The 23,966-nt window shown below is 42.3% G+C and carries 19 protein-coding genes and 1 riboswitch; of the genes, 6 read left to right on the forward strand and 13 right to left on the reverse strand.

What is annotated here, in order from left to right; genetic code table 11:
- Positions 1-533: 533 nt before the first annotated feature.
- The 8 genes from AAA970_RS15365 to AAA970_RS15400 form a co-directional block, all read right to left on the reverse strand.
- On the reverse strand, positions 534-2,237 hold the full coding sequence (locus AAA970_RS15365; protein ID WP_338237782.1) for a WD40/YVTN/BNR-like repeat-containing protein: 1,704 nt from the start codon (positions 2,235-2,237) through the stop codon (positions 534-536).
- Positions 2,218-3,021, reverse strand: a complete 804-nt coding sequence (locus AAA970_RS15370) for a hypothetical protein (RefSeq protein ID WP_338237783.1) — start codon at positions 3,019-3,021, stop codon at positions 2,218-2,220. The genes AAA970_RS15365 and AAA970_RS15370 overlap by 20 nt, the downstream gene beginning before the upstream one ends.
- Before the next feature lie 12 nt (positions 3,022-3,033).
- Positions 3,034-3,198 (reverse strand): hypothetical protein, encoded by a 165-nt coding sequence (locus AAA970_RS15375; RefSeq protein ID WP_338237784.1) that lies wholly within the window; start codon positions 3,196-3,198, stop codon positions 3,034-3,036.
- A gap of 654 nt (positions 3,199-3,852) precedes the next feature.
- Positions 3,853-5,028: a BamA/TamA family outer membrane protein gene (locus AAA970_RS15380; protein ID WP_338237785.1), complete on the reverse strand. Its 1,176-nt coding sequence runs from the start codon at positions 5,026-5,028 to the stop codon at positions 3,853-3,855.
- Between the two features lie 118 nt (positions 5,029-5,146).
- Positions 5,147-5,389 carry a hypothetical protein gene (locus tag AAA970_RS15385; protein ID WP_338237786.1) on the reverse strand — a complete coding sequence of 81 codons (243 nt, stop codon included), beginning with the start codon at positions 5,387-5,389 and terminating at the stop codon, positions 5,147-5,149.
- 11 nt (positions 5,390-5,400) lie between these two features.
- Positions 5,401-5,721 carry a hypothetical protein gene (locus AAA970_RS15390; RefSeq protein ID WP_338237787.1) on the reverse strand — a complete coding sequence of 107 codons (321 nt, stop codon included), beginning with the start codon at positions 5,719-5,721 and terminating at the stop codon, positions 5,401-5,403.
- Positions 5,722-5,911: 190 nt separating this feature from the next.
- Positions 5,912-6,124, reverse strand: a complete 213-nt coding sequence (locus tag AAA970_RS15395) for a hypothetical protein (RefSeq protein WP_338237788.1) — start codon at positions 6,122-6,124, stop codon at positions 5,912-5,914.
- Positions 6,125-6,177: 53 nt separating this feature from the next.
- Positions 6,178-6,269: riboswitch (SAM-I-IV-variant riboswitch) on the reverse strand.
- A 262-nt stretch (positions 6,270-6,531) separates the two neighbouring features.
- On the reverse strand, positions 6,532-7,971 hold the full coding sequence (locus tag AAA970_RS15400) for a sulfatase family protein (RefSeq protein ID WP_338237789.1): 1,440 nt from the start codon (positions 7,969-7,971) through the stop codon (positions 6,532-6,534).
- A 1,093-nt stretch (positions 7,972-9,064) separates the two neighbouring features.
- Between AAA970_RS15400 and AAA970_RS15405 the strand changes: the two genes are divergently transcribed.
- Positions 9,065-10,138 carry an AAA family ATPase gene (locus tag AAA970_RS15405; RefSeq protein WP_338237790.1) on the forward strand — a complete coding sequence of 358 codons (1,074 nt, stop codon included), beginning with the start codon at positions 9,065-9,067 and terminating at the stop codon, positions 10,136-10,138.
- Positions 10,139-10,526: 388 nt separating this feature from the next.
- Here the strand turns inward: AAA970_RS15405 and AAA970_RS15410 are convergent, their stop codons facing one another.
- Positions 10,527-10,841, reverse strand: a complete 315-nt coding sequence (locus AAA970_RS15410; protein WP_338237791.1) for a GRAM domain-containing protein — start codon at positions 10,839-10,841, stop codon at positions 10,527-10,529.
- 867 nt (positions 10,842-11,708) lie between these two features.
- Between AAA970_RS15410 and AAA970_RS15415 the strand changes: the two genes are divergently transcribed.
- The 3 genes from AAA970_RS15415 to AAA970_RS15425 all read left to right on the forward strand — a co-directional run bounded on the left by AAA970_RS15415 (position 11,709) and on the right by AAA970_RS15425 (position 16,599).
- On the forward strand, positions 11,709-12,332 hold the full coding sequence (locus AAA970_RS15415; protein WP_338237792.1) for a hypothetical protein: 624 nt from the start codon (positions 11,709-11,711) through the stop codon (positions 12,330-12,332).
- Positions 12,333-12,973: 641 nt separating this feature from the next.
- On the forward strand, positions 12,974-15,295 hold the full coding sequence (locus AAA970_RS15420) for a TonB-dependent siderophore receptor (RefSeq protein WP_338237793.1): 2,322 nt from the start codon (positions 12,974-12,976) through the stop codon (positions 15,293-15,295).
- Positions 15,296-15,303: 8 nt separating this feature from the next.
- Positions 15,304-16,599, forward strand: a complete 1,296-nt coding sequence (locus AAA970_RS15425; RefSeq protein WP_338237794.1) for a PepSY-associated TM helix domain-containing protein — start codon at positions 15,304-15,306, stop codon at positions 16,597-16,599.
- 592 nt (positions 16,600-17,191) lie between these two features.
- Here the strand turns inward: AAA970_RS15425 and AAA970_RS15430 are convergent.
- The 4 genes from AAA970_RS15430 to AAA970_RS15445 all read right to left on the reverse strand — a co-directional run bounded on the left by AAA970_RS15430 (position 17,192) and on the right by AAA970_RS15445 (position 20,853).
- Positions 17,192-17,911, reverse strand: coding sequence for an SDR family oxidoreductase (locus AAA970_RS15430; protein WP_338237795.1), 720 nt, complete (start codon positions 17,909-17,911; stop codon positions 17,192-17,194).
- Between the two features lie 136 nt (positions 17,912-18,047).
- Positions 18,048-18,890, reverse strand: coding sequence for a 1,4-dihydroxy-2-naphthoyl-CoA synthase (locus AAA970_RS15435; RefSeq protein ID WP_338237796.1), 843 nt, complete (start codon positions 18,888-18,890; stop codon positions 18,048-18,050).
- 131 nt (positions 18,891-19,021) lie between these two features.
- Positions 19,022-19,384 carry a cupin domain-containing protein gene (locus AAA970_RS15440; RefSeq protein WP_063790996.1) on the reverse strand — a complete coding sequence of 121 codons (363 nt, stop codon included), beginning with the start codon at positions 19,382-19,384 and terminating at the stop codon, positions 19,022-19,024.
- 119 nt (positions 19,385-19,503) lie between these two features.
- On the reverse strand, positions 19,504-20,853 hold the full coding sequence (locus AAA970_RS15445; protein ID WP_338237797.1) for a serine hydrolase domain-containing protein: 1,350 nt from the start codon (positions 20,851-20,853) through the stop codon (positions 19,504-19,506).
- Between the two features lie 522 nt (positions 20,854-21,375).
- Here AAA970_RS15445 and AAA970_RS15450 point away from each other — a divergent pair.
- Together AAA970_RS15450 and AAA970_RS15455 are read left to right on the forward strand one after the other, a co-directional pair.
- Positions 21,376-22,677 (forward strand): Na+/H+ antiporter family protein, encoded by a 1,302-nt coding sequence (locus tag AAA970_RS15450; protein WP_338237798.1) that lies wholly within the window; start codon positions 21,376-21,378, stop codon positions 22,675-22,677.
- 160 nt (positions 22,678-22,837) lie between these two features.
- Positions 22,838-23,956 carry an acyltransferase family protein gene (locus AAA970_RS15455; protein WP_338237799.1) on the forward strand — a complete coding sequence of 373 codons (1,119 nt, stop codon included), beginning with the start codon at positions 22,838-22,840 and terminating at the stop codon, positions 23,954-23,956.
- Positions 23,957-23,966 lie beyond the last annotated feature (10 nt).

The following is a 23,966-nucleotide window of genomic DNA, read 5'->3' on the forward strand; positions in this document are numbered from 1 at the left end:
AATGAGGAGAAAGCAAGCATCCCAAATTCGAGCTATTTATAATTCGATACAACTAACCGGAAAACACTGAAATATAGGTATTTATAGCGACCAATAAATCTAGCGGTGAATAATTCGGGTTAAAACACTTTGTAATAACCAAATACGGTTGGTGAACTCTTAGCCCCTAAAAAATCCTGAAACCAGATGATGGTGGTTTCAGGATTTTTTATTACAAAAAATTTATTTTTATTTAATGATTTTGAAATAATTTTTCATAATCATATCCACTAGAGGGTTTATTAAGCCGAATCAAATATGCCCATATCCTGCCGTAGCTGCGAAGTGGCAAAAAGGAAGGCAAAGTGTTAAATTTCGTGTTTTTTCCAAGGATGCAGAGGAATGAGGAGCAAGCATGCTTATCCAAATTCGGATTTAAAAAAAATCAACAAAACCTTCAGGATAATCTGATAATTAAGGTCCTATGGTAGTTTTATGAGTCTGCAGTGCATAATTCGAATTAATAATTCATCTGAAATTTAGGATCAACTGTTTTAAGGAGCCATTTGCTTATTAATGGGTAGAAGCGCGGTATAAATACCCGAGGATTCCACTGAACACCACACCCTTTTCGGATTCCCGGAATCAAATTGAATGTCACCTATCATCATGCCTCCCCGTCCGTGGTTAAATTTTATCCAGTTTTTTTGCTGCAGCCCCCCGCCCGTGGTGCTGTAAAAAGTGCCCGCATCCCGCTTACCATTCGCATAACTTTCTCTTGTGGCCACCAATAAGATATCCGGATTAACAGGACTGGTTCTAACATGACAGACGAATGGGTGGTCGAAGATTTTTTGCCAATCTTCCTTTTTGTAATCACCATTGGCTTTATAATGGGCCACCCAGACGCCTCCCTCTCCACTTTCTTCTGCTTTTTCCATACCCCCACCCGCAATATAAATTTTTCGTGTTTGTCCTTTGTTCTGATGTAGCCAAACATCCCATACCGAACGTATACCTTCTGGGATTTGCAATTTGTCCCAACTTTCACTGCCATTCACACTGCGGTACAGTCCACCATTGACCATCCCTTTTTTTCCTTCAGGCGCATGGTATTTTTTTACCGCAGCATACAACAGCTGATCGTTATCGGGACTCATAAGCAATGTTTTTACACAGGCGCTATTGCTTCCCACTACCTGTTTTTGTTGATTTCTTCCACCGGCAGTTTCCGGCAATCCCTGATTAAGACATTTCCAGCTTTTCCCTTCATCAAGAGATTTATAAATACCTTTTTGCGGTAATGGATTATAGATTCTGGTTTGCCCCATTGGGCGGTTATCCTGATCTATCACTTCCGCAAGGGCATACATGGTCTGGCCATCACGGGCAATTTGTAAATCACTCCAGTAAATGCATTTCATTTTCGGGACGGAAATTACCGGTGGTACTTCAATCGGTTTTCCCATGGTTACATGGGTGTTTTCATCAAAGCGACATTTTCTTACTTCTCCTGAACGTTGGGAGATATAATAGAAAATATTCGGATCTGAGGGATGACTCGCAATCGTAATAGGCGCATTGAAAGGCTGACCCGGAGCCCATTTGGGTCCGATATCGATCAGGGCCGGAATTCGTTTAACGCCTACTATCCCCGGAAATTCCGGATGGGTGGAAGTGGTAGATTTGTATGCCGAGGCTTCGTATTGCAATAAAAACATTTCGCCCGGCCGGTGGATATCCGGTGTAATGCCGAAAGCCCCGGTGTCGTTATTTCCATGTCCGTAAAACAGCTCACCAACTCTGGTATTATCCACACTGGTCCAAAAATCATTTTCAGCATCATATTTATAGGTATGATAACCCTTGAAAGTACCGGCATACAGGGTGCCGTCCGCTGAAATAGCGATGGCCCGAACCCCTCTGTTTTCATAATGAACGAAGTCCGGAATTTTATTCTCTGCCACTCCGGGATCCGCATTCCGATTGGTTTTTCCGGGCTGTGCAATTTTCCAGTAGGGGTCTTTTTGAAATCCGCTGCCCAGTCGCATGGCGGCAAACCATTGGTCTCCGCCATTCTGACTGCTCCATACCCCCCCGATAATGGGTTTCAACAGGCTGCCGCCCCAAACGGATAAATATACTTTGTCCGCATTGGTGGGGTCGCAGAAAATTTCCGTATAGTCCTGTAGAAACTGTTGAGGCAGCTTGATCTTTTTTTCTTCTTCTTTTTTTAAATCAAACCAGCCCTTCACCATGGCCTGGAAATAGTGCTTGTTGATTTTTAATTGATTCAGGTCCAGAGCAAGCCCTTCTGTTTTGTCTTCCCAATCTTTTTCCCCTTTGATTTTTTCGGGAGCAGTGGTTTACACCTCCCTTTGAAAGAAGCAGGTGGCCTTTCAGACTATAGGTGGTTTGTTGTAAGGCATAAACATTCAGCTTTTTGCCATCCCATCGATAGTCCGCTTTGATGCTTCCTGCGAGTAATTTCTCCCAAGCTTTCCGCGCATTTCTTTTGCGGTAAAAACCGGTGGAAGTAGCGGCAAACAGCATTTCCGGGTATTGATTAGTGTTGGGGTGGCAAAAGACTTTAAATACTGCGGTGGCATCTTCCATGCCCTTATTGTCTATCGCTTCAATAGTACGTTTGTTGGAAGTAATATTCGTAACCTTCCATACCTTGGGCGCTTGTAGGTCGATGCCATCCAAAGGATTAGGGTTCGTTCCGGTTCTGACATACTTATTGTCCAGGCCATTACCCAAAAACCAGGTACCTTTTTTTACAGGGTGGGGCGTGGCGGAATACCACAAAGAGGAAGGCGCTTTCCCTTTGGCGAAATGGGTGATTTTTTTAAAATTTTTGCCTCCATCCGTGCTTAACACCAATTGTTTTTTGTTCAGACTCAGGACGATATTATTGTCTTTATGATCACTGACAACACATTCATCACTTAGCGGTATGCGTTTGGTCCACACCTCATTTATTGGAATACAGCTTTCCCAATGCTTGCCGGCATCTACAGAGACATAATCATTTCCCATATCGGGGGTCAGCTAAATTTTGTTCGCATCAACTGCATCAGTAAAAATAGCACGGTTACTTCCGGCCATACCCGGGGCTACTTGTCTCCAAACGGTTTCAATTTCCTGCTTTTGACTCTTTCCTTTAGAGTAAAAGAAAAGGTTTAGGCCGATTAAAAAAAAGTATTTTAAATTCATTTTATAAAAAATTGTTAGTCATACTCTGTGAAGTTGAATAAGTTAGTCGAGATATTTTTAATCATGAATTGTTAATAATTTCAAAACAAGATTTTAATTTAATATCGAGTATTTTATTAAGATATTGTGGAAATGTTTTTCCTTATTGTTTCCTCTAGTTAAACCAAGCTTCAGTTGAAGTGGTTTAAATCACGCGATTATGAGTAATTATTTGTTTTCTTAAACTGCTTCTTTAAATAAGGAAGCATCCAATAATTTTATCTCCAGTGGCATAGAATCTTTGGCCGGAGATTATTCTTGTTCCTGATGGTGTGCTTTTAAGTACGCTCTAACCAATTGTGGGTGATTAAAAAATCAACAAATCTAATCCAATTACCTTATTGATCTATCACCTATGATGGTCTGCAAATCAAGCGGTGAATAATTCGGATTAAATATTGGTCCTATTTTGGAATAAAGGGACCAACTGAAAGTTTTTCGCCATGGTTAAATGGATGATTATGTCGGGGGGATTTAAAGTAAAAATTTTACTCAGTAAAGGCTAAAGTAAAAAACTGTTTTGTTGTGGGTAGCGCGGGGCTATAATTATTTTATACAATAGGAAAGCGTCATGAATTACCTCTATTCGCAGGTACTTTTAAATGCGCTCTTACCTCAAAAAGCCTCTAAAAAATTAAAGTAAAAGCCAAAGGTATCATGCCCGAAGCCAAAGTCTACCCTCAGGTTCAGCCGGTCTTGTAACTCCAGCCGATAACCAAAGCCTCCGTTGGGTAGGAGCCGAACATCTTCAGAGGTATTTCCAATGTCAAAAACAGTTCCGGTCCCGGCCCAAAGTACGAAGCCATGACGGCTCACTGTTCCGTTGCTTTTGGCAAACATATGCCGGTATTCCGGCAGGATGAAGAAGAGGCTTTTGTCCCGGTAGCGCCCCCAGGTATAACCCCGGAGATCAAATGGATTGCCCAGTTTCGACATTTCTCCGTAGGGAATACCTCCAATGCCAATGCGGCTTTTAATCTGCCAGGCAAGGGTGCGGCCATCACGTCCAAGGGTAACATAATACCGGTAATCCAATTGATATATCTCGTAATTATTATCCCCGCCCAGTTTTTGGGAAAAAGCAGTAGCATTTACATCCAGATACCAGCCGCTGTGGGCATTAACCGGAAAATCGCGGGAGTCATGTCGGAGGATAAGGCCCAGCCCCGCATTAAAAGGTTTGTCGTTATATTCCTGATAGTTTTCATCATTAAACACCCCTTCACTTTCCTCATCTCCCTGTGTAAAATTGATGTCCACATTCAATCCCGCGAAATAATGTCTTTTAAACTGGTAAAGGAACTGAGGGTTTATCCATCTCCAGCGCCGAAGGTATGCAGTAGTGTTCTCCCCCTTTGGGATATCCGTGGCTTTTTGATAACCAATGCCCCAGTAATTATCCGGCAGGTTTTTTAGCCAGATTTCTGCTGATATTCGGAGCTTATCCTCAAACCAAAAGGTGACCGGTCGTGCATCCACGATCACCGCGCCGGTGGTGGAATAGGCGGCTGTAAATGGGATAGAAGACCGTTCTATTTTTTGATCAGCAGGATTAGTTTTAAATGACCAAATGCCCCCCACCGCAATTAATGCTCCGAATTCAGGTGTATAGCCCGGGGCAATGATGGGCGTGAAAATTGATTTTCCTGCTTTTATTTTATGCTGCCGGATAGAATCCCTTTGCTGTTTTTTAAGGGCCTTTCGCTCCGCTTGATTTTCCTGCGCCTGTAGTCCGGCATTCCCCCAAAAAAGGAAAAGCAGTAGCCATAAACAAAAGCGTAATCGATCCATGAGCATAAAAAGAGGTTACCTTTTTAACCGGATCGGTTGCGCTTAGTTGCATTATTCGAAGATAGTTTGGTTGGTCCTCAAAACTTTGTCAGGGCATTGACTCAAAATGTCTGCCTTTTTAGATATAAATAAAACTATCTTTTTTCAACAAAGGCAAACTGGACCTGTCCCATAGCAAGCCACTTTCGGTCAGTTTTTTATTCAAAACCGCCACCTTCATGGCTTCTTTCGGAATGTTGTCCAGATTTAGACAGCTCGGTTTGCGTACGGTAGCAAAAAATTCCTGTTTTAGCCGCTCTTTTGGCAGACTTTCTAGTTCGTTAAGCTGAAGGTTTTTTTGGTGTTGATCAATGGTGCTCATAGCGGTCAGGTTTAATTGTTTTGGAATGAAGATATTTGGCTTAATGCTGCCGGTATCAGGAGGGCAAAGTCCTCTACCTGCCGGTCTTCGGCAATGGTCAAATGGTTTCCCAGCAGTTTGTATCGGTAGCGCAGGTTGATGCGGTAACGATCAATGAAAGTACCTGTCTCCCATTCTCTGCGCTTGATTTCCCGGCAAATCTGACTCAGCCTGCCAAAGGTTCCTGCTCCAAAAAACTGACGACTAATCGCCAGATTTAATTGTTCCAAAAGTTGCACCGCCGTGAGCTGGTGCAAAGGTTTTTCGATTTGTTTGATTCTTGATCCCGTCATTTTGCAATCTTTAGATTTTGAGATTGCATCAAGTGATGGTTTGTCCGCTTGGCAGACCACATCCGTTGACCACCGTGACGCATGCGCTCGGTTGGTACTGCTCAGTATGGGTTTTTAAGCTTGTATTTCCCTAAAAACCAACACCAATAGTTCTTGATGCTCGAAATGTTAAATGAATTTATTTAGTTTTTTATAAGGCCCAACTCAGATCCACTGGATGCTGGCAGGGCTGGGGTGTTCCCGATCGCATCAGAATCTCCGTCTTTATACGATTCAAATCCTGATGGTTCGTCTTAGGTCGATTATTTTCATCCAATTGTTTCGAAAAATTTTGGATTAACTCCTGCTCCGAACATCGGCGAAGAAACTGTCTTGAGAATTTTTGAATTTTTTTAATGGTCATGGTGCAATCAGTTTTTAGTTTAAAATCAAGATTGCAACAGAAATATTCGTGAGGCGTCGGTATTATTTTGTCCGTGTCGACCGCATGCTCAACCACCGTGGCTCCGAAGCTCGGTTGGTATTCGTCAGAATTCCTGATGCATTACAAAGGTAGGGGAGGCAGCTCTAAAATTCCAAATAATTTCCGATAAAATTTTTATTACCAAAGCTAAGGGTCTATTTTTCAGGGTGTAAAAATTTTTATTTACTTTTTTGGGGGTGCCCTCCTGACGTCGGTCGGGCCCTTGGGCTCGCTCTTTGGCAGGGGCGGATACTATGTTTGTTAATGGCACCGCCCTGCCAAAGGAGCTCAAACAAGCCCCCGCGGTCCCTCACCCGTGGGGGCCATGGTTAGTTTGAAATGCCTCACTATGGAACAAAAATCTCCTTCTTTCTGGTGTAGGGGACCGGGAAAAGCATAGGAAACTCCTTTTCCGGAAAGCAAAGGTCCAGGCTATCAAATTCTGCCTGTAGATTTTGGTAAATGGATTCCTCCCTGTTCCTTTGGTTTTCTTTTTGTGCCGGATCTGCGGAAAGGTGGAATAGTTTAGTGCGTACCTCTTCCTTGGGAAGTTTCTTCATATAGTTTTCCTGATCATTCCAGGTAATGATCCAGTCTCCTTTTCGGTAGGCATAATCGTCCATATAGCGCCAGTATAAATTTTCATGTGGTCTTTCAGTTGTTTTGCCCTGTAAATGCGGAATAATATTCACTCCGTCCAGGTCGGTGGAAGGGCTTATGCCTGCATGAGCCAAAAAGGTGGGGACAATATCCAGCGAGATTACCGGATGCGGATAACTTTGGCCCGCCGGTACCTGCCCCGGCCATTTGATGATGAAAGGCACCCGGATTCCCCCCTCATAAGTATCTCCCTTATAGCCTCGAAGTCCTCCGGTTTTTGACATGGTGATGTCCCCGGTATTGTAAGTGTGCGGACTGTTGATCGTTCGGGGAGAGCCATTATCCGAAAGGAAAACAATAGCCGTATTCTCCTCAATGCCCTTTTCCCGTAGCATTTCCATAATGGCCCCAACACCATCATCAATAGCCAGTGTCATACCGGCTAATATTCTTCGGTAAGGTAATGTATACTCCCGAAATTCATCCACCCGGTCCAGATAACTTTGAGGGGCATCCCAGGGATAATGTACCGCATTATAGGCCAGATAGAGGAAGAAGGGTTCCTCCGCATTTCGTTCAATGAACTCCACGGCCTCCCTGCTGAATTCATCTGTCAGATAATTGCCTTTTTTATAATCAACAATTCCTTCTATTCCATTTACATTCCGGTGTATCGGCCATTGATCTTTGCCTTTTGCCTCTTCGTAAGTGCTGGCTGCTTCATAATAACTATGTCCACCAGCATAGAATCCATAAAAATAATCAAAATTGCGGTGGTGTGGTTTGAAATGATCTTCCGCTAGCCCGAAATGCCATTTCCCTATGGCACCGGTTTTATAGCCCGCAGCCTTTAGATAATCCTGTAACATAGGCTGATTTAAGGGAAATCCTTTGGTAGATTGCGCCCCGAAATTCCCGCAAATCCCAAAGCGATCCTGATACCTTCCGGAAATTAAGCCAGCTCTTGAAGGACCACAAACAGAAGAGGTCACATAGCCTTGTTGCATCCAGCTGCCCTCACTGGCTAATTTGTCAATATTGGGGGTGAGCATATCCTCCGCACCCATAAAGCCCAGGTCGCCAGCGCCCATATCATCAATCAGGATGATGATGAAATTATCAGGCTTTTGCGCCACTAAACCGTGAAAACTGAACAATAAAAATAATAGGGGGGTAAGTTTTAACATAATGAAAAAATTGAATTCACATCCAAGGTGTGCAATTATGTGCTATATCTTTCAATATTCATTAAATATATAGCTTTTGTAGCAGCGGTATTCTGTAATTATTCAGGTGGTTATTACCGTTTAGGGATTAGCGAAATCATTGATATTGAGTTGTTAGTAAAGGGATTGTTCTCCGCTTTTTACCATTGATGGGCAATGAATTTCCAGCGAGCTTGAAGGGCAATTGATTGGCAGTTTAGAAAAGAATGATTAAGTAAAAGTGCTCGGAATGTGATTTAGGTATTCATGGTGGAATATGGTGAGTAATTAAAAAGTAGATTTGGTTACCATTATTATTCATTGCTCCCCGTCCTTTTGATGGTAAGGGCAGGGCTTTTTCATAAAAAGCTAGATCAGCCAATCAATACCTTATATTAAATCATTAATCGTTTCTTTTTCATTTTCCTTGATAGAAAACGAAACAAAAAATCCAGGCTGTGATCAATGTCGGCGGGACAAAGCACCTGTGGTGGAATCCATCAAGGCGACATTTGGAGCAGGCAGGAGGCTGGTGAAATAGGGCTGAAATGTCACTGTGATGCCTTCTTGTCGCCAGCAGAACCTTTGTCTATCCGTCCATTGATCAAGGCCGAACTGTTGATGTGGAAAATTTTATACGATAAAGCCAATGATGGAAAAGATAGAAAGCTAACCCATAAACAAGCGCGCAAATCAAACAGACCATCATTGGGAACTAGATCATTCCTATAATTTGCCCATTTGTTGTTTGATGAAAAAGCCGTGATGGTAGGGGAGAGCAGCGATAAGCATTCAGTTTGTTCCTTAAGAGCGTGTTTAAAAGCACACCATCCGGCTGCAAATTCGAATTATTGGAAGTGATTTTGGATAATTTCTCAACAATAGCGATGCTATTCTCTGAATATAATCGGGTATCGCTTCTGCAATAATCAAATTTTTGATACGAATTTAGGCTTTTTAACACGCTCTGAATTAGTCTGATCAATTATATTTTTCAGAGGCTTTTATTTATCAATCCTCTTAAATGTAAGTAGATTTAGCCTATATTAGCTTCATTTCAAAATATATATCTTCTATGACCGACCTGTTAAAATCTTTTGATACTTATAATGACTTTGTCCGGGGATTATATTTTACCCTGATTTATGAAGAAATTGCTTCCTCCGTAATGCACGAAACGCCTCTTCCGTCTTCAAAAGAAAACCGGGAAGCGGTAGAAAAAGTGTTGAATCTTCAAAATGGGGAGTTTGAATTGGTCTTCAATAACTGGAATACGGAAGACTCCGTGGATGCTGATTTTTCTCAAGACTATCCCTATGAGTCTGCTTACAGGTGCATCTCCCAAAAATATTTGATTTATATTCGGATGGAGGAGGATTCTCTGTTGGTGGATTTCCTGTTTGACGGGAAGGACAAAGCACTTGAGCAGCGGGTGATGGAGCAAAATCATGCTCTTCGTAAAAGCTTTGGGTTGGAAAGAGCCCCGGCATTCAAAGTTTTAACGAAAAGTAATATCCAATTTCATACAGAGGATGTCCGGACAAAATTAATCAATTTAGATTTAAATTTTTATAATGATGATTTTATCCCGGTTCATGAGGAAATTGAAAAAGCCATGTCTGAACAAAGGTCTGGTTTGGTCTTGTTATACGGAAAGCCCGGAACCGGGAAAACTTCTTATATTAAAAGCCTTATCGGAAGTTTCCCGCAGTTGAACTTCATTTTTGTTCAAAATGAATTTGTGAATAATCTTTTAGATCCGGATTTTATAACTTTTTTATTAAGGCAACGAAATGCCGTACTGGTGATTGAGGATGCGGAAAAAGTTCTTAAAAACAGAGACAAGGTAAATGAAGATTCTGTTGTTTCAACTGTTTTGCAATTAACGGATGGCTTGTTTTCTGATTATTTAAATATTAAAGTGATTTGTACCTTTAATACCAGTTTAGCTTCTATCGATCAGGCATTATTGAGGAAGGGGCGAATGATTGGCAAATATGAGTTTGGGGATCTGTCACTAGAAAAGACTAACCAGTTATTAAAAGAAAGGGACCTACCCAAAGTGGAGGAAGGGCTGAGCCTTGCTAATATTTTTGGATTTGACCAGAAATCCTTTGATACGCAAAAGAAAAGGAGAATAGGATTTTGATTTTTTAAAAGATAGAAAAGGTTTTTTCTGACAGCACTAAGACTGGGTTGTTCACTATTAGTTGGTGCCAGGCCATCCATTTTGAGTGTGAAAAAGCTATTAGGAGCCTGTTGATGTCGCTTCCAGGATAATCGACCTAAGCCGAATTATACGCCGCCAAATTCATTGATCCGGCTCAGGAGGCTTAATTTCAGTCTGTTCCAGATTTTTTTCTTTGGGCTAATTGAAAACCGATAAAGCCAATTTTAACAAACTGAAATAGAGCGGTTTAACGCAATGACCTGCATCCGGGCTTGAATAATTCGGCTTAATATTTTACGCTTCTGGCACCGTTTTAATGAGCAAACTATTGAAGCCAATTTTCATTTTGAAATGATAATTTTCGGTCTTATTTCAGCCGGTCATTTATTTGCTTTTGCCATTTGGCAGCTTCTTCAAGACTGAAATCATATTGATTTCCATCAGAAGTGGTAATTTTGATTTGGTCATTTTTAAACAGGCCAGAGTTTTCCTGCTTCACCACTTGACTGATATGGTCATAAGTAATTTGAATTTGATCGAATTGGCCCGACTTCTTATCCGTAGTGAAGATTACTTTTTTATCCGTTAAAAATAATTTCCCGTACACGGTGTTTTTTCCTGTGTTCAGACTGGCAAATCCTTCCATTTCAACGGTATCCTCAGCTGATAATTCTGCCAGCAATTTTTTATTTCTCCGCTTGATGAAATTGGTTAAAAGGTAAGGCCAGCTAAAACTAGATAGGAGTCCGAAGAGCGCAGATTGGAATACAATTTTTTCAATAGAAAGATATGGTTCAGAAAAAAAAGTATGTAATCAGTATGGTGAGGACTGCGAATCCTATGGAGGACTGAATAAACATTTGGATTCGTTTTTTCAGATCAAATTCGTAATGTTTCTTTCCGATTTCCATAAAGGGTCATAGTAATTAATGGTTGCCAAATTAGATATAATGTTTACATAAGACTAAAAAATACAATTAAAATTATATTAAAGTAGTGGTCTTTCCACTGAATTTCGATTTTCCGTTGGTTGTCCTGCCCCAGGACTTTCCTGTAGTTGTTCCGTTCTTTCGTTTTAAATTTCTCATTTTCTCCTGAGCATTTCGGAAAAATGAAAATCACTCGAAATGCTCCTATAGCCGGGTCAAAAAATAGGCTGCAACTGAGTCAGGACTCACGAAAATACTGAATGTGTTGGGGATGTCAGTTTTGGCTTAGACCTCGTTTAAATGCGCGCCATACGGCCTCAAATTCGATTATGAAAGCGATTTTGGATAATTTCTCAACCATAGCGATGCTATTCTCTGAATATAATCGGGTACCGTTTCTGCAATAATCAAATTTTCGCTGCGATCTTTGGCTTTTAAACACGCTTTTTGTCTTTTGAGGTAAAGATCATTAAGTATAAACAATCCAGCATAGGCGAGCCAGAAGGTAGTCCCATCCTCAAAGGTGATTTTTTCACATTTTATTTGAATTATATAGGGTATATATATTAAATAATCCATTTTAGGATTATTATTGTTTTTTATTTAAAGCTAGCGTATAAATGAAACTAATTAAGCAATCCATGATTTTGAGCATGATTTTTTTAATCTGCTCTTTTAATAATAGAAATCCAGAAAATCCGGAAAAATCAACACTATTCGAGCTTTTTGCTTTGGCGCCTATTACCTTATTTGATGGGACTTCTGAGGGAATTACCATAGAAGAAAAGAAGGATTTGTGTATTCAAAAAGAATCTGATTCCTGGAAAATCACCTATTTGACTGATGAAAAAATGGAAGTAACCTGTAAATATCCGAGTTCTAGTATTACACTGTTTACCTTAGAAAGGAAAAGTAAGTCACCTATTCTTGTTGCCTTCACCGTAAATGAGCGGAATACCTCGGTTGAGTTGTGGGAGAAAGATAAAGGTGGAAATCTTGAAAAAGTGGAGCTTCTGCCTACCGTTCACGCCAAGGACTTTTTTTTTATTGAAAACCAATTTGATGGTTTATCTAAATATAATAATAATGTGTATTATTCAGTAGATACTGAAAAATTTATTATAGGTGCCGGATTATACACTTGGATGGAAAAGGAGTTCGAATTTAGACCGGTTGATTTCCAAATTGAATTAAAATGGGATGGGGAAAAATTTTATCCCGATAAACAAGTTATTGTCGATTAAGCTGATGGTGGTTCATCTTTGTTCAATGGTCGGATGTCTTCTTTGGCAGGCCTTCAAACAAGTTAACCTATTTTATTCCTTTTTAAATTCCCTTTCGCTGTAATGCGGGAAAAATAAGCTTATATCGGTTTTTATTAACGATGTAGCTGAATGAGGAGAGAGCAAGCTTAGCCAAATTTGGGCTGATTGAAAATCGGCAAAACCAATTTTAACAAAGTAAAATATTGTTTCTTATAATACTTGCCCGAATCTATTGGTGAACCATTCGGCTTAAGCGTCCGGTAGGGTATTCTCACCTTTTATCTCGTTGGTTATTAATCCGTCATTTCTCCTCATTTTCCTTTATAGCATGTTTAAAAGCCAAAATTCGCAGCGAAAATTTGATTATTGCCAAAGCGATAGCCGATTATTTTGTGAGAATAGCATCGCTTTTTTTAAGAAATTATCCGAAATCGTTTCCAATAATTTCAATTTTGAGCCAGACGTTGCGCTTTTAAACATGCTCTTATTTTAAGTTTTATATAGGTGGGCGCAATGCCAAAGAAAAAATTTGTTCTACCCTCCTTAATTCTCCTCTTCTTTATTTGGACTAATTCAAAATAAGTCTCATTTTTGCGACCGTTAATTAAATGAAAGCATCCATGAGGCTATATTTACTGTTATTCATTCTACTGATTTTTAACTTTTCGGGCTTTGGCCAGGGCATTATCAAGGGATCCCTAACGGATGATGCGGGTTTACCTCTTCCATTTGCCAATGTCGGATTAGAGGAGCGGTCCGAAGGCACCAGTAGTGATGAAAATGGTGCTTTTCTGTTGGAAGCAATCCCGGCAGGTTCCTATACCCTGATGATTACGTCGGTAGGTTTTCAGCCCTTGAAAAAGAGTATTACGCTAAACTCCGGGCAAACGCTTCGTCTTCAATTAAAAATGAAAGGGGAGGCAACCCAATTACAGCAGGTCGAAATTGTGGGACGTAAGGAGGAGAGTTATAAGGATGATTATTCTTTTGCTGCGACCAAGACCGGTACCATGCTGAAGGATGTGCCACAGTCCGTGAGTACGATTACCAAGGAATTAATTATCGATCAGCAAATCACGAAATTGGGCGAGGCAGTGAAGAATATTTCCGGTGTTTCCCAATTTACAGTATACAATGACCTGACCATCCGGGGCTTTCGTTCCCGCCAATCTCATTTGGTAAACGGTTTAAGAACTGCCTTCAGTTTTTGGACCCAGCCCAATATTAATTTATATGAAAAAGTGGAAGTGGTAAAAGGTCCTGCTTCGGCCATGTTTGCCAACACCCGACCAGGCGGTACGATTAATTTTGTGACTAAAAAACCGCTACAGGTCGCCGGAGTAACCGCGCAGGCCAGTGGGGGGAGTTTCAACACCTGGCAGGCCAATGTAGATGCCACCGGGCCTGTTGGTCAATCAGAGAAGTTTTTATACCGGGTAAATGCCGGCTATTCCAATACGGCTGGTTTTCGGGATTTGCAAGGGCAGGAAAGTTTCTATGTGGCACCTTCTTTCTCCTTTTTACCGACGAACAGCACACGTATCAACCTGGACCTGGTATACCAGGGGGACCGGATGAAAATTGACCGGGGGCAAGCTGTGTATGATGGGTCCAATGATTTCTCGGTTACGCCCATTACGCTGAGTACCTCAAGAGAAAATGATTATCTGGATCTGGATAATTATTATATGACCCTTTCGGTGAATCAGAAAATCACGAAAAATATCAACTTTAATGCTTCCTATTTGAAGTTTAGAATGGACGGTGATTTAGCAGAACATCGCACCAACCGCAAATATTTAACACCTTCCGAGCTGGAATTGCGATATGTCAACCGCCAGGAATATGAGTTAGCCGATAACCTGTCTGCTTATTTCGTGGCCAATGCCCAAACAGGGCCTTTGCAACACACGCTTTTATGGGGCGTTGATTACAGCACTAAAACTTATGATAAAAATGAGTGGGTGGCTATTGGAATGAATGATGGGGTCGCCAACTTTGACCTGGACCAGCCAGATAATAGTGCCGCAGATGTGAGTCAATATGACCGTTCCATTGAAATTGAAAAAGGGGCCGGGGCCTACAATCGTAATTATACGACCGGGGTATATTTGCAGGATCAGATCAAGTGGAATAAACTTCAGCTGCTACTGGGATTGCGTCAGGAATTTTATGCGGAGGAACGCCTGGATCAGGGCGATGAGGAGGCTATCCGACAAACCGCCTTTTTACCTCGTGTGGGACTGGTATACAGCGCACATGCTAACGTTAACATTTATGGAACCTATACGGAAGGCTTTGAACCTCAGGATTACCGCTTCAATACGCCACAATACGGAGGTCCTTTTGATCCGCTGAAATCAAAAATGGTCGAATTAGGGGCTAAGGGAGCTTTCTTTGAGGACCGTTTATCTGCTGCAATAGGCATTTATCAAATTGATGTGGAGAATATCCTGATCAATGATCCGAACGATCCGGAGAAAAAAGAGCAAAGGGGTGGTGAACGATCGCAGGGTGTAGAGCTGGATGTAGCCGGCCAAATTACACCCAGTCTTTCTTTGAGTATCAATTATGCCTTTAACAATGCCTACATTACTGATTCAGATAATGAAGAAGAAATTGGTCGCCAAAAAGAAAATGCACCGGTACATCAGGCTGGATTTTGGGGGAAATACACCCTGAAGGATGGCCCATTAAAAGGACTCGGTTTTGGTCTTGGAAGTCATTATGTAGGGGACAGGGTCACCAATGTAGAGGGTTTGGTTTTCGATGATTATCTATTGTTTGATGCGGCCTTGTTTTATGAAGTAGGGAAGTTTAACTTTGCAGCCCATGCCAAGAATTTAATGAATGAGACTTATTATATCGGTGGATATAGTTACGACCGTTTGTTCCCGGGCATGCCCAGAAATTTTAGTTTATCATTGTCGATAAAGCTTTAAATAGCTAAATGAAGAGATTGTGGAAGTGGCATAGCGTCATTAGTTTGTATGTAGGGGTGGTCATCATTATTCTCTCCGTTAGTGGAAGTTTGGTGGTCTTTAAGCAAGAGATTGACCAATGGTTGAATCCTCACCTTTACTATATCACACCCGCCTCTTCCATTTCTGATGATCTTGATACATTTATTAATGCGCAATTAGGGGAATACCAGCAGTTGAAATCTTATAGCCTGGATATTCCCGAGGACAAGGAGCAGTCCTGGTGTTTGTCTGTTTACCTGAACAGGGAGGGGCAGCCGGCAGAAAATCTGGAGATCTTTATTGATCCTTATAAGGCGAAGGTACTTGGTGTCAGGAGTAAGTATCACAGTACGGCTTTTTTCCTGAGAACGCTGCATATCCGGTTATTTGAGGATTACTATGGTCGACAATGGGTAGGCCTGGCCGGTGTGTTAATGGTAGTGAATTTGGTCATTGGAGGAATTTTGTATTTTCCATTTTCCAAACGCCAACGTTTTGGGGAAGTGCGAAAGAAGAATAGTCGCTTATTATTCGGCGACTTACACAAATTTATTGGGCTAAGCACTTTGGTTTTTCATTTGTTAATCGCCATAACAGGGGCCTGGCTTGGCTTCCAGCCCATAATTCAAAAGAAAATCCTTCATCAGCGTCCCGGAGATTGGCAACCATCCGTCATGCGCACTAATCCACAAGAGGATCTTTTTACACCCATTGCTTTTCATGCGGTACTGGAAAAGGCCCGGACGCTAAAACCCGATTGGGAGGATTTTAAAATTCAGCCATCGATTAATGGTGCGGGGACCGTTACCGTTTTAGCTAATATCAAGGGGGCTGTTTTCGAGCATCAAACCAATGCGATATGGTTAGACAAGGAATCTCTGGAATGTCTCCATCAATTGGATCTGCGGGAGGAAAATTTCCTTCGTAAATTATACTATTGGCAGGAAGGTCTGCATTTTGGACATTTTGGCGGTTGGCCCCTAAAGATTTTATATGCGGCAGTAGGCCTTATCGGGGGATTTTTGGGTGTCTCAGGTTTTGTGGTGTATGTAAAGCGTCAAAAGAAAAGCTGGTGGTCTTCTAAAGCGGACTTAAAGATGGTTCTCTTTAGCTTGTTGAGTCTTGCACTGGGATTGGTCCTATGGGGTTTTACCCGTGTTTATGGTGTTCATTGGACATTAAGGGGTAGCAGCTATTTATTTTACTTTTTTTTAGTAATCCCTTTTCTGATTCCCGCCTGGCCTAGGATCAGCTCATATATTGAGAAATTAAAACGCTCCTGACTCCTATTGCGCAGGCCGTTTTTAAGGTGTTTTGCGTGCATCATAGGACATTCAGTTTGGTGGTGATTAGTTATTTAATAGCAGGGAGGTGGTCGAGGCATAGTCCGCAAAAAACATGCATCTTAGTTTCACCTGAAGGATGCTCCATAATCCGCGTTTACCTGCATGGCGGGATAAAGGATAGAGTAGTTCCCTTTGTCTATTTTTTTATCAACGATGCAGCTGAATAAGGAGAAAGCAGAAGCACTCCAACCCGGGCTAATAAAATCTATAATCATTATCTTAGTGGGCTGATAGTGAGTTCTGTTGGTAGCGGGACTAAATTTAGTTCTTTTTGGAAAGCGGTGATCTTTATTAGAAGATGTTTTGATTTTTCTTATGGGCAATACGGTATTTGCATAGACAGGCAGATAAAGTGTTCACCGGAAGAGGTTGAGCCAATGTGTCAGTATTCTGAAATTGTAAATTGGGTTTACGCTGAGTTTAGCCAGCAGGAGGAATGAATAAGGAGGGGCTAAGGTAACCGTAAAATCCCCCGACAAAGGCCATTTTCGAACGACCCTCCCCGGGGATATTGTTACTCCGTCCCTCCTTACTTCTGCGGAGGAGTGGTTGGTCTTACTTCAATCTTACTTGGAAGGGTCCGCGGATGCATCTGCATCAGGTCGACGACCATCTGTCCCAAATCTTCAGGCTGAATTTTCCATGCGTCTGTCTCTGCGGGTTCATGTCCATTGAAATAACTGGTGACAGAACCGGGCATGATGGTGGTCATTTTGATGCCGTATTTCCGCAGGTCCAGCATCACAGCCTGGCTGAAACCTACGAGCCCAAATTTGCTGGCATTATAGGCGGATCCTCCGGCGAAAAAGTTGGTGCCGGCCAGGGAGGCGATGGTAATCAAATACCCTTTGGATTTCTTTAGCGGCTCAATGGCAGCTTTGGTGGTATTGAATACCCCGGTCAGGTTGATGTCAATGGTTTCCTGCCATTGCTCAGCAGTAATGCTTTCTATGGAGCCGAAGTGTCCGACGCCGGCATTGGCGATGACGACATCTACCCGTCCCCATTTGGCTTCCATGGCTTCAATCACTTTTTGCTGGTCTTTCAGAGAACGTACGTCCGCTTCAAAAGCCAGTACTTCACCGCCACCAATGGCAACGAGTTCTTCCGCTGCGGCCTCTGCCGCGGATTGGCTCCTGCTGGTAATGGCGACATGAACCCCTTCATTGATCAGGGCTTCCGCAATGCCAAAGCCGATGCCTTTACTTCCGCCGGTGATCAGGGCGGTTTTTCCTTTTATTGCCTGCATAATTCGATTTGTTTGAGGTGGGTACAATATAGGAAATTGTCGGTCGAAATGAAGGAGATCGGCAGGTAGACTAATAAAAAGAGCAATAAAAAAAGCGATCCTTCTGAATCGCTTTTTCTGTAGTTTTCCTGAAGGATCAGGGTAACCATTTAATATTTCTAAAGTTAGGCTTTCTCTTTTCCAGAAAGGCGTTTCTTCCTTCTTTGGCTTCTTCGGTCATATAAGCCAGTCGGGTGGCTTCACCGGCAAATACCTGCTGTCCTACCATGCCGTCGTCGGTCAGGTTCATGGCGAATTTCAGCATTTTAATGGAGGTTGGGGATTTCTCCAGGATTTCCTGCGCCCACTGGTAAGCGGTGTCTTCCAACTCATCATGCGGAATTACGGCGTTTACCATGCCCATTTCGAAGGCATCCTGTGCACTGTAGTTGCGGCCCAGAAAGAAGATCTCTCTGGCTTTCTTCTGGCCCACCATTTTCGCCAGATAAGCAGAGCCATATCCGGCATCAAAGCTCGTCACATCGGCATCGGTCTGCTTGAAAATAGCATGCTCTTTACTTGCCAAAGTTAAATCACATACCACGTGCAAACTGTGTCCGCCACCTACGGCCCAACCCGGTACCACGGCAATGACTACTTTCGGCATAAAGCGAATCAAACGCTGGGCATCCAGAATGTTCAGGCGGTGATAGCCGTCATCTCCCACATATCCCTGATGACCGCGGGCACGTTGGTCGCCACCACTACAGAAAGAATATTTCCCATCCTTAGGCGATGGACCCTCAGCGGAAAGCAACACCACTCCGATAGAGGTATCTTCCTGAGCATCATGCAATGCATCCAGGAGTTCGCTGGTGGTTTTCGGGCGAAAGGCATTTCTTACTTCAGGACGGTTAAATGCAATGCGGGCTACGCCATTACATTTTTTGTAGGTGATATCTTCGTATTCTTTGACTACTTGCCAGTTAATTTGACTCATTGCGCTTATGTTTGATATTTTCTGAAGCAAAAAAAAACGATGCAGGCCACTTTATGGGTATCCGGACATCGGTTTTTTGTTAGCATGTAAATTTAATTATTTTCCGTCAATGCACCAGCATAAGGGTGTTTTTAGTTCCCGGATTCCAGATCTTCCACCGGGTCTTCTTCCTCCTCCGGCTGCCATTCCTGTATGCGTTTGCCTTGTGTCAACAGGCAGATGCTGTCTTCCTCGGCTTCCACGGAATGAATCTCATGATTGGGAATTTCATATTCCTCATATTTTTTCAGCAGGGTGGAGGAGTGGCCATTATTATAATACACGCTTCCTTCCAAAACTGTCAGGATAGTGGAAACATTCGTTTTGTGGTCTTCCAGTACCATGCCTTTATTAAAGCCCAGAATCAGGACTTTGAAGCCTTTTCCTTTGTGAAGTCTTCTGGCGATGGGTTTGTCCGCTGTTTTCAGTTGCTCGAGTACTTTCTGTATCGTCATGGTAGTCAGTTCTTAAAAGGCTTAATTTAAGGAAAATCTCTCAGAATGCCGGCTTCCCTTTATTTTTTGGAAGTTTTCTAAATAAAGCAAAAGGGAATGGAGTGGATCAATGCCCCGGATTATTCCTGTTTCGGAGTCATTTTTTTCTCCAACCATTCCGTTGCCTCTACGGTATACCAGTTTTTAGAATAGTTGGGCTGTCGTACCAATTGGATAAAAAAGGGTTTGCTTCGCTCAGGTTGTTGGAGCATATCATAATAGGTCCCCATATAATACAGCAGGTAAGGGTTATGCGGCTGTTTTTTAAGCAGTGTTACATTCAGCTTCAGATAGTGCGGATCCAGGGCCTGATGAGGAGGCAGTTGCCGGTAGGCTTCCACTGATTTTAAAAAGCTGATGCCATGTAAATGAGCCATCGAGCCATTTTGATCCAATTCCGGATAGGCTTGGAAAATATGATCGTATGAGGAAATGGCCTGCTGATAGAAAGCATTGTCAAATTGAGACAGGTAAGATTGCGCCAAAGCTTCTGCTACCCGGCACTTTTGCTCAAACTCTTCTTCCGACCATAATGAAAGTTGATATTTGCCCGCGATTTCCTGTAGCAATTGCAATGCAAAAAGATTGGTGGTCAGGTCTCCGTAGATCATTCGGGCCGGGTCAGCGATCAGGTTATTGTTCGCCTGTAAAATTACCTTTACATCCACTTCCGGCAGGTAGAGGAAGAGGGAGGAAAAGCAATCGTATTGCCCGTAGGCCCAGACTACTTTTTGATCCCCGATTTGCTGACTGAACAGGCCAAGTCCGTAAGGACTTCCGGCAAAGAAAGGGGTCGTCATTTTTTGGAAGTTTTCCTCCTTAATCATTTTTCCATCGACGAGCTGATCAAAGAATTTGAGGAAATCCGTCGGGGTAGCCAACAGACCGGCTGCCGCAGAGACCCCGAATTCATACAGGCCGTCTTCTGCTCCCTCATTTCCATAATAATAGGGGGAGGGCACAGGATGCTTCTCTAGCACTTCTTCTTCGAGAAAAGCGGTTTCCTTCAGGTCCAGTGGATCCAGTATGTATTCCTGTATTAATTCCGGAAAGCTTTTAAGGGTTGCATTTTTGGCCACTTCGGTCAAGAGGCCGAATCTTCTGCTGTAGAGGAAATCTTTCCCCACCTCTCCTTCTGAGGTATGGGACAATAAATGCTGAATTTGAATGTGATCCTCCAACGCGGAATTATACAAATAGCGGTTAACGGGCTCGTCCAGTTTCAGTTTTCCTTCCTCTTCCAGTTTTAAAAACAGGGCAGCGGTGTAAATTTTGGAAAGGGATGCGATGGGATGGTAATATTCAGGGCCATTTTTTTTTCGCTTTTCCAGCTGGCTTAGTCCTTCAAAACTTTGGGTGGTAATTTCCTTTTTCTCCTGAATGAGCAGGCTATATGCCGGAATTTGAAACCATTGGGCGAGACTGTCCATATTTTCCATTATCAGAGCGGATGGGGTTTGGCTCCGGGAAATGGTTGCGAATAAAAGAAATGGGATAATAGCTAAATATTTCATGAAGAAGAACAGGCTTTAGTGCTAGGTGAATATACGCCCAAAAATTAGCTAAAATGGCTAAGATTGAAATTACTTATTTTTTATTTCAGTTGGTGTGCTGTTTACTTTACCAGAATGATTTATTCTTTGGCTTGATTTAATACAGCACCATCCGGCTTCAATTTCGAATTATTGGAAGTGATTTTGGATCATTGCTCAGCAGTAGCGCTGTTATTGTCTCAAAATAATCTTTTATCGCTTTTGTAATAATCAAATTTTGGCGGCGAATTTTGGCTTTTAAACACGCTCATAAATCCTCGGGCTTCCCGCTTAACAGCTAAATGAAAATTTAAGCTGGAACCATTCGGTTTAATTCAGTTTTGCGCTTTATTGAAATCCAACAATGGGTTAATAATTATCTAATTTCCCTTATATTCGTTTTTTAAAAGCCTGAAAATAATGGATTGGATTAACCCCGTAGTGATTTCTGTTTTGGTGATGGTGGTACTTTGCCTGCTCCGTATGAATGTGATATTGGCCCTGATCATAGCGGGGCTTGTGGCGGGATTGTCTGCCGGTATGGGCTTTGGGGAGAGTATTCAGCATTTGATATCCGGTATGGGGGATAATGCGGAGACGGCATTGAGTTATATTTTGCTCGGAGCTTTGGCGGTAAGTATAGAAAGAACGGGCGCGGCAAAACTTTTGGCCCGGGGAGTGGCGGGTTTGGTGGGCGATCACCGGAGTGCTTTATTATTGGCGCTGATGCTGATGGCCTGCGCTTCTCAAAATCTTATTCCAGTTCACATTGCTTTTATCCCGATTATTGTGCCGCCCCTGCTGGAAGTAATGAACAGAATGCAGCTGGATCGCAGGGCAGTAGCCACCAGCCTGACTTTTGGTTTAAAAACGCCCTATATTACGCTTCCCGTGGGTTTTGGGTTGATTTTTCATAATCTGATTCGGGAACAAATGACGGCCAATGGGATCACCATTGCGACTTCCCAGGTGGCACAGGCCATGTGGTTGCCTGGTTTGGGCATGGTGGCGGGCTTATTATTTGCCCTATTGGTAAGCTATCGAAAAAAGCGGATCTATCAGGATGTTGAATTACCCGGCACTAAAATTCAGGAAGATGCGGGATTTCATGCCCGGCATGGATGGACGCTGGCTGCAGCAGTTGCCGCCTTTGGTATTCAGCTGGCTACGGATTCATTGGTGCTGGGTGCCATTAGTGGTCTCCTGATTATGTTTTTTAGCAAGGCGGTTAGTTGGCAGGAATTAAATGATTCTATCGAAGGCGGAATTGGGGTCATGGGTTTTATTGCCATTGTAATGCTGGTAGCAGCCGGTTACGGCAACATTATTCGGGAAAGTGGAGGAGTAGAAAAATTGGTGGAATTTATTGCCAGTGGGATGGGCGAGCAAAAAGTGGTGGCGGCTTTCCTGATGTTAGTGGTAGGCTTGCTGGTGACCATGGGGATTGGCACTTCTTTCGGTACTATTCCGATTTTGGCCTCTATTTTTTGTCCTTTAGGTTTGGAACTGGGTTTTTCCACCCTCGGTATCATTGCTTTGCTCGGAACCGCCGGCGCCTTAGGTGATGCAGGCTCGCCTGCCTCCGATTCTACCTTGGGGCCTACTTCAGGTCTGAATATGGACGGGCAGCATGACCATATCTGGGATACCTGCGTGCCAACGTTTCTGCATTTCAATATTCCATTGATTATTTTTGGGGTGTTGGCCGCCTTATTTTTATAAGAGCAGTGTTTTTAAGGGGAAGAAGTAGGGACTTAGATATTTATTGGTAAATCCGGAAAAATGGATTAATTTATATTAAAAATAACTTAAAAAGGCGTTTTTTTATATTTTAAGTATAATATTGTGGTTAATAACACACATTTACTTAAAATATTTTTTTATGTCAGCTGTACCTAAAAGTAAAAGACTCAAATCGCTGGACATTTTTCGGGGATTTACCATGTTACTGATGATTTTGGTAAATAATCCTGGCGATTGGGATCAACTGTATTATCCATTAAAGCATAAAGTCTGGCATGGCTGTTCGCTAACAGATTTGATTTTCCCTTACTTCATTTTTATGATGGGGGTCTCAATGACCTTTTCCCTAAAAAAAGCAAAGGAGGTTCCTGAATTTCGAAAATCGGCTTATTTGAAAGCTTTGAAGCGAGGAGGAAAACTTATTGCCATTGGTTTATTCATCAATCTTTTGCCCTTTTTTGAATTTGATACCTGGCGGTATTTCGGGGTACTGCAAAGGATCGGTATTATTTTTATTTGTTGCGTTCCGCTGTATTTCAATACCGACTGGAAAGGATTATTGGCTTTAGCCATCATTATTCTCGGAGGATATTTTGCTTTTATTAATTATGTGCCCGTTCCCGGAGTAGGTCTGCCTGATTTGGACCTCAAGGACCAAAATATTGGGGCCTATATTGATTATGCCCTTTTTAAGGATCACCTGTGGATACATTCCAAAACTTGGGATCCGGAAGGACTGATCAGTACAATTCCAGCGGTCGTAACGGCAATTTTAGGTTTGCTGTCGGGTTTATGGATTCAAGCCAAAAGAGCCAATGGATTTGAATTAGTGGCCGGTCTCTTCATCGGCGGATTTGCCTTATTAGTTTTAGGAGAATGGTGGGGGCTTTCTTTTCCCATCAACAAATCACTTTGGACGAGTAGTTTTGTGTTGTATTCCGGCGGGTATTCCCTGATGACATTAGGGCTGTTCTATTGGCTCCTGGATATCCACCAAGTTTCCTCACCATTATGGAAAATTTTTGAGGTCTTTGGGACCAATGCCATAGGGGCTTTCATCTTTTCAAATCTCCTAGTGAAATTCTTTGAGTTCTTTACTATTGATGGGCTCAACCTTTTGTCCCTGTTCTATCAGCAATTGATTTTACCGGCTTTCGAGCCAAAGACGGCTTCTTTGGTTTATGCGTTGATTATTACCAGTGTCAACTTTATTCCAATGTGGTGGCTGTATAGGAAAAATATTATCCTAAAAGTTTAGATAATGGCAG

This window comes from Persicobacter diffluens (genome assembly GCF_036244895.1).
Taxonomy (GTDB): Bacteria; Bacteroidota; Bacteroidia; order Cytophagales; family Cyclobacteriaceae; genus Persicobacter; species Persicobacter diffluens.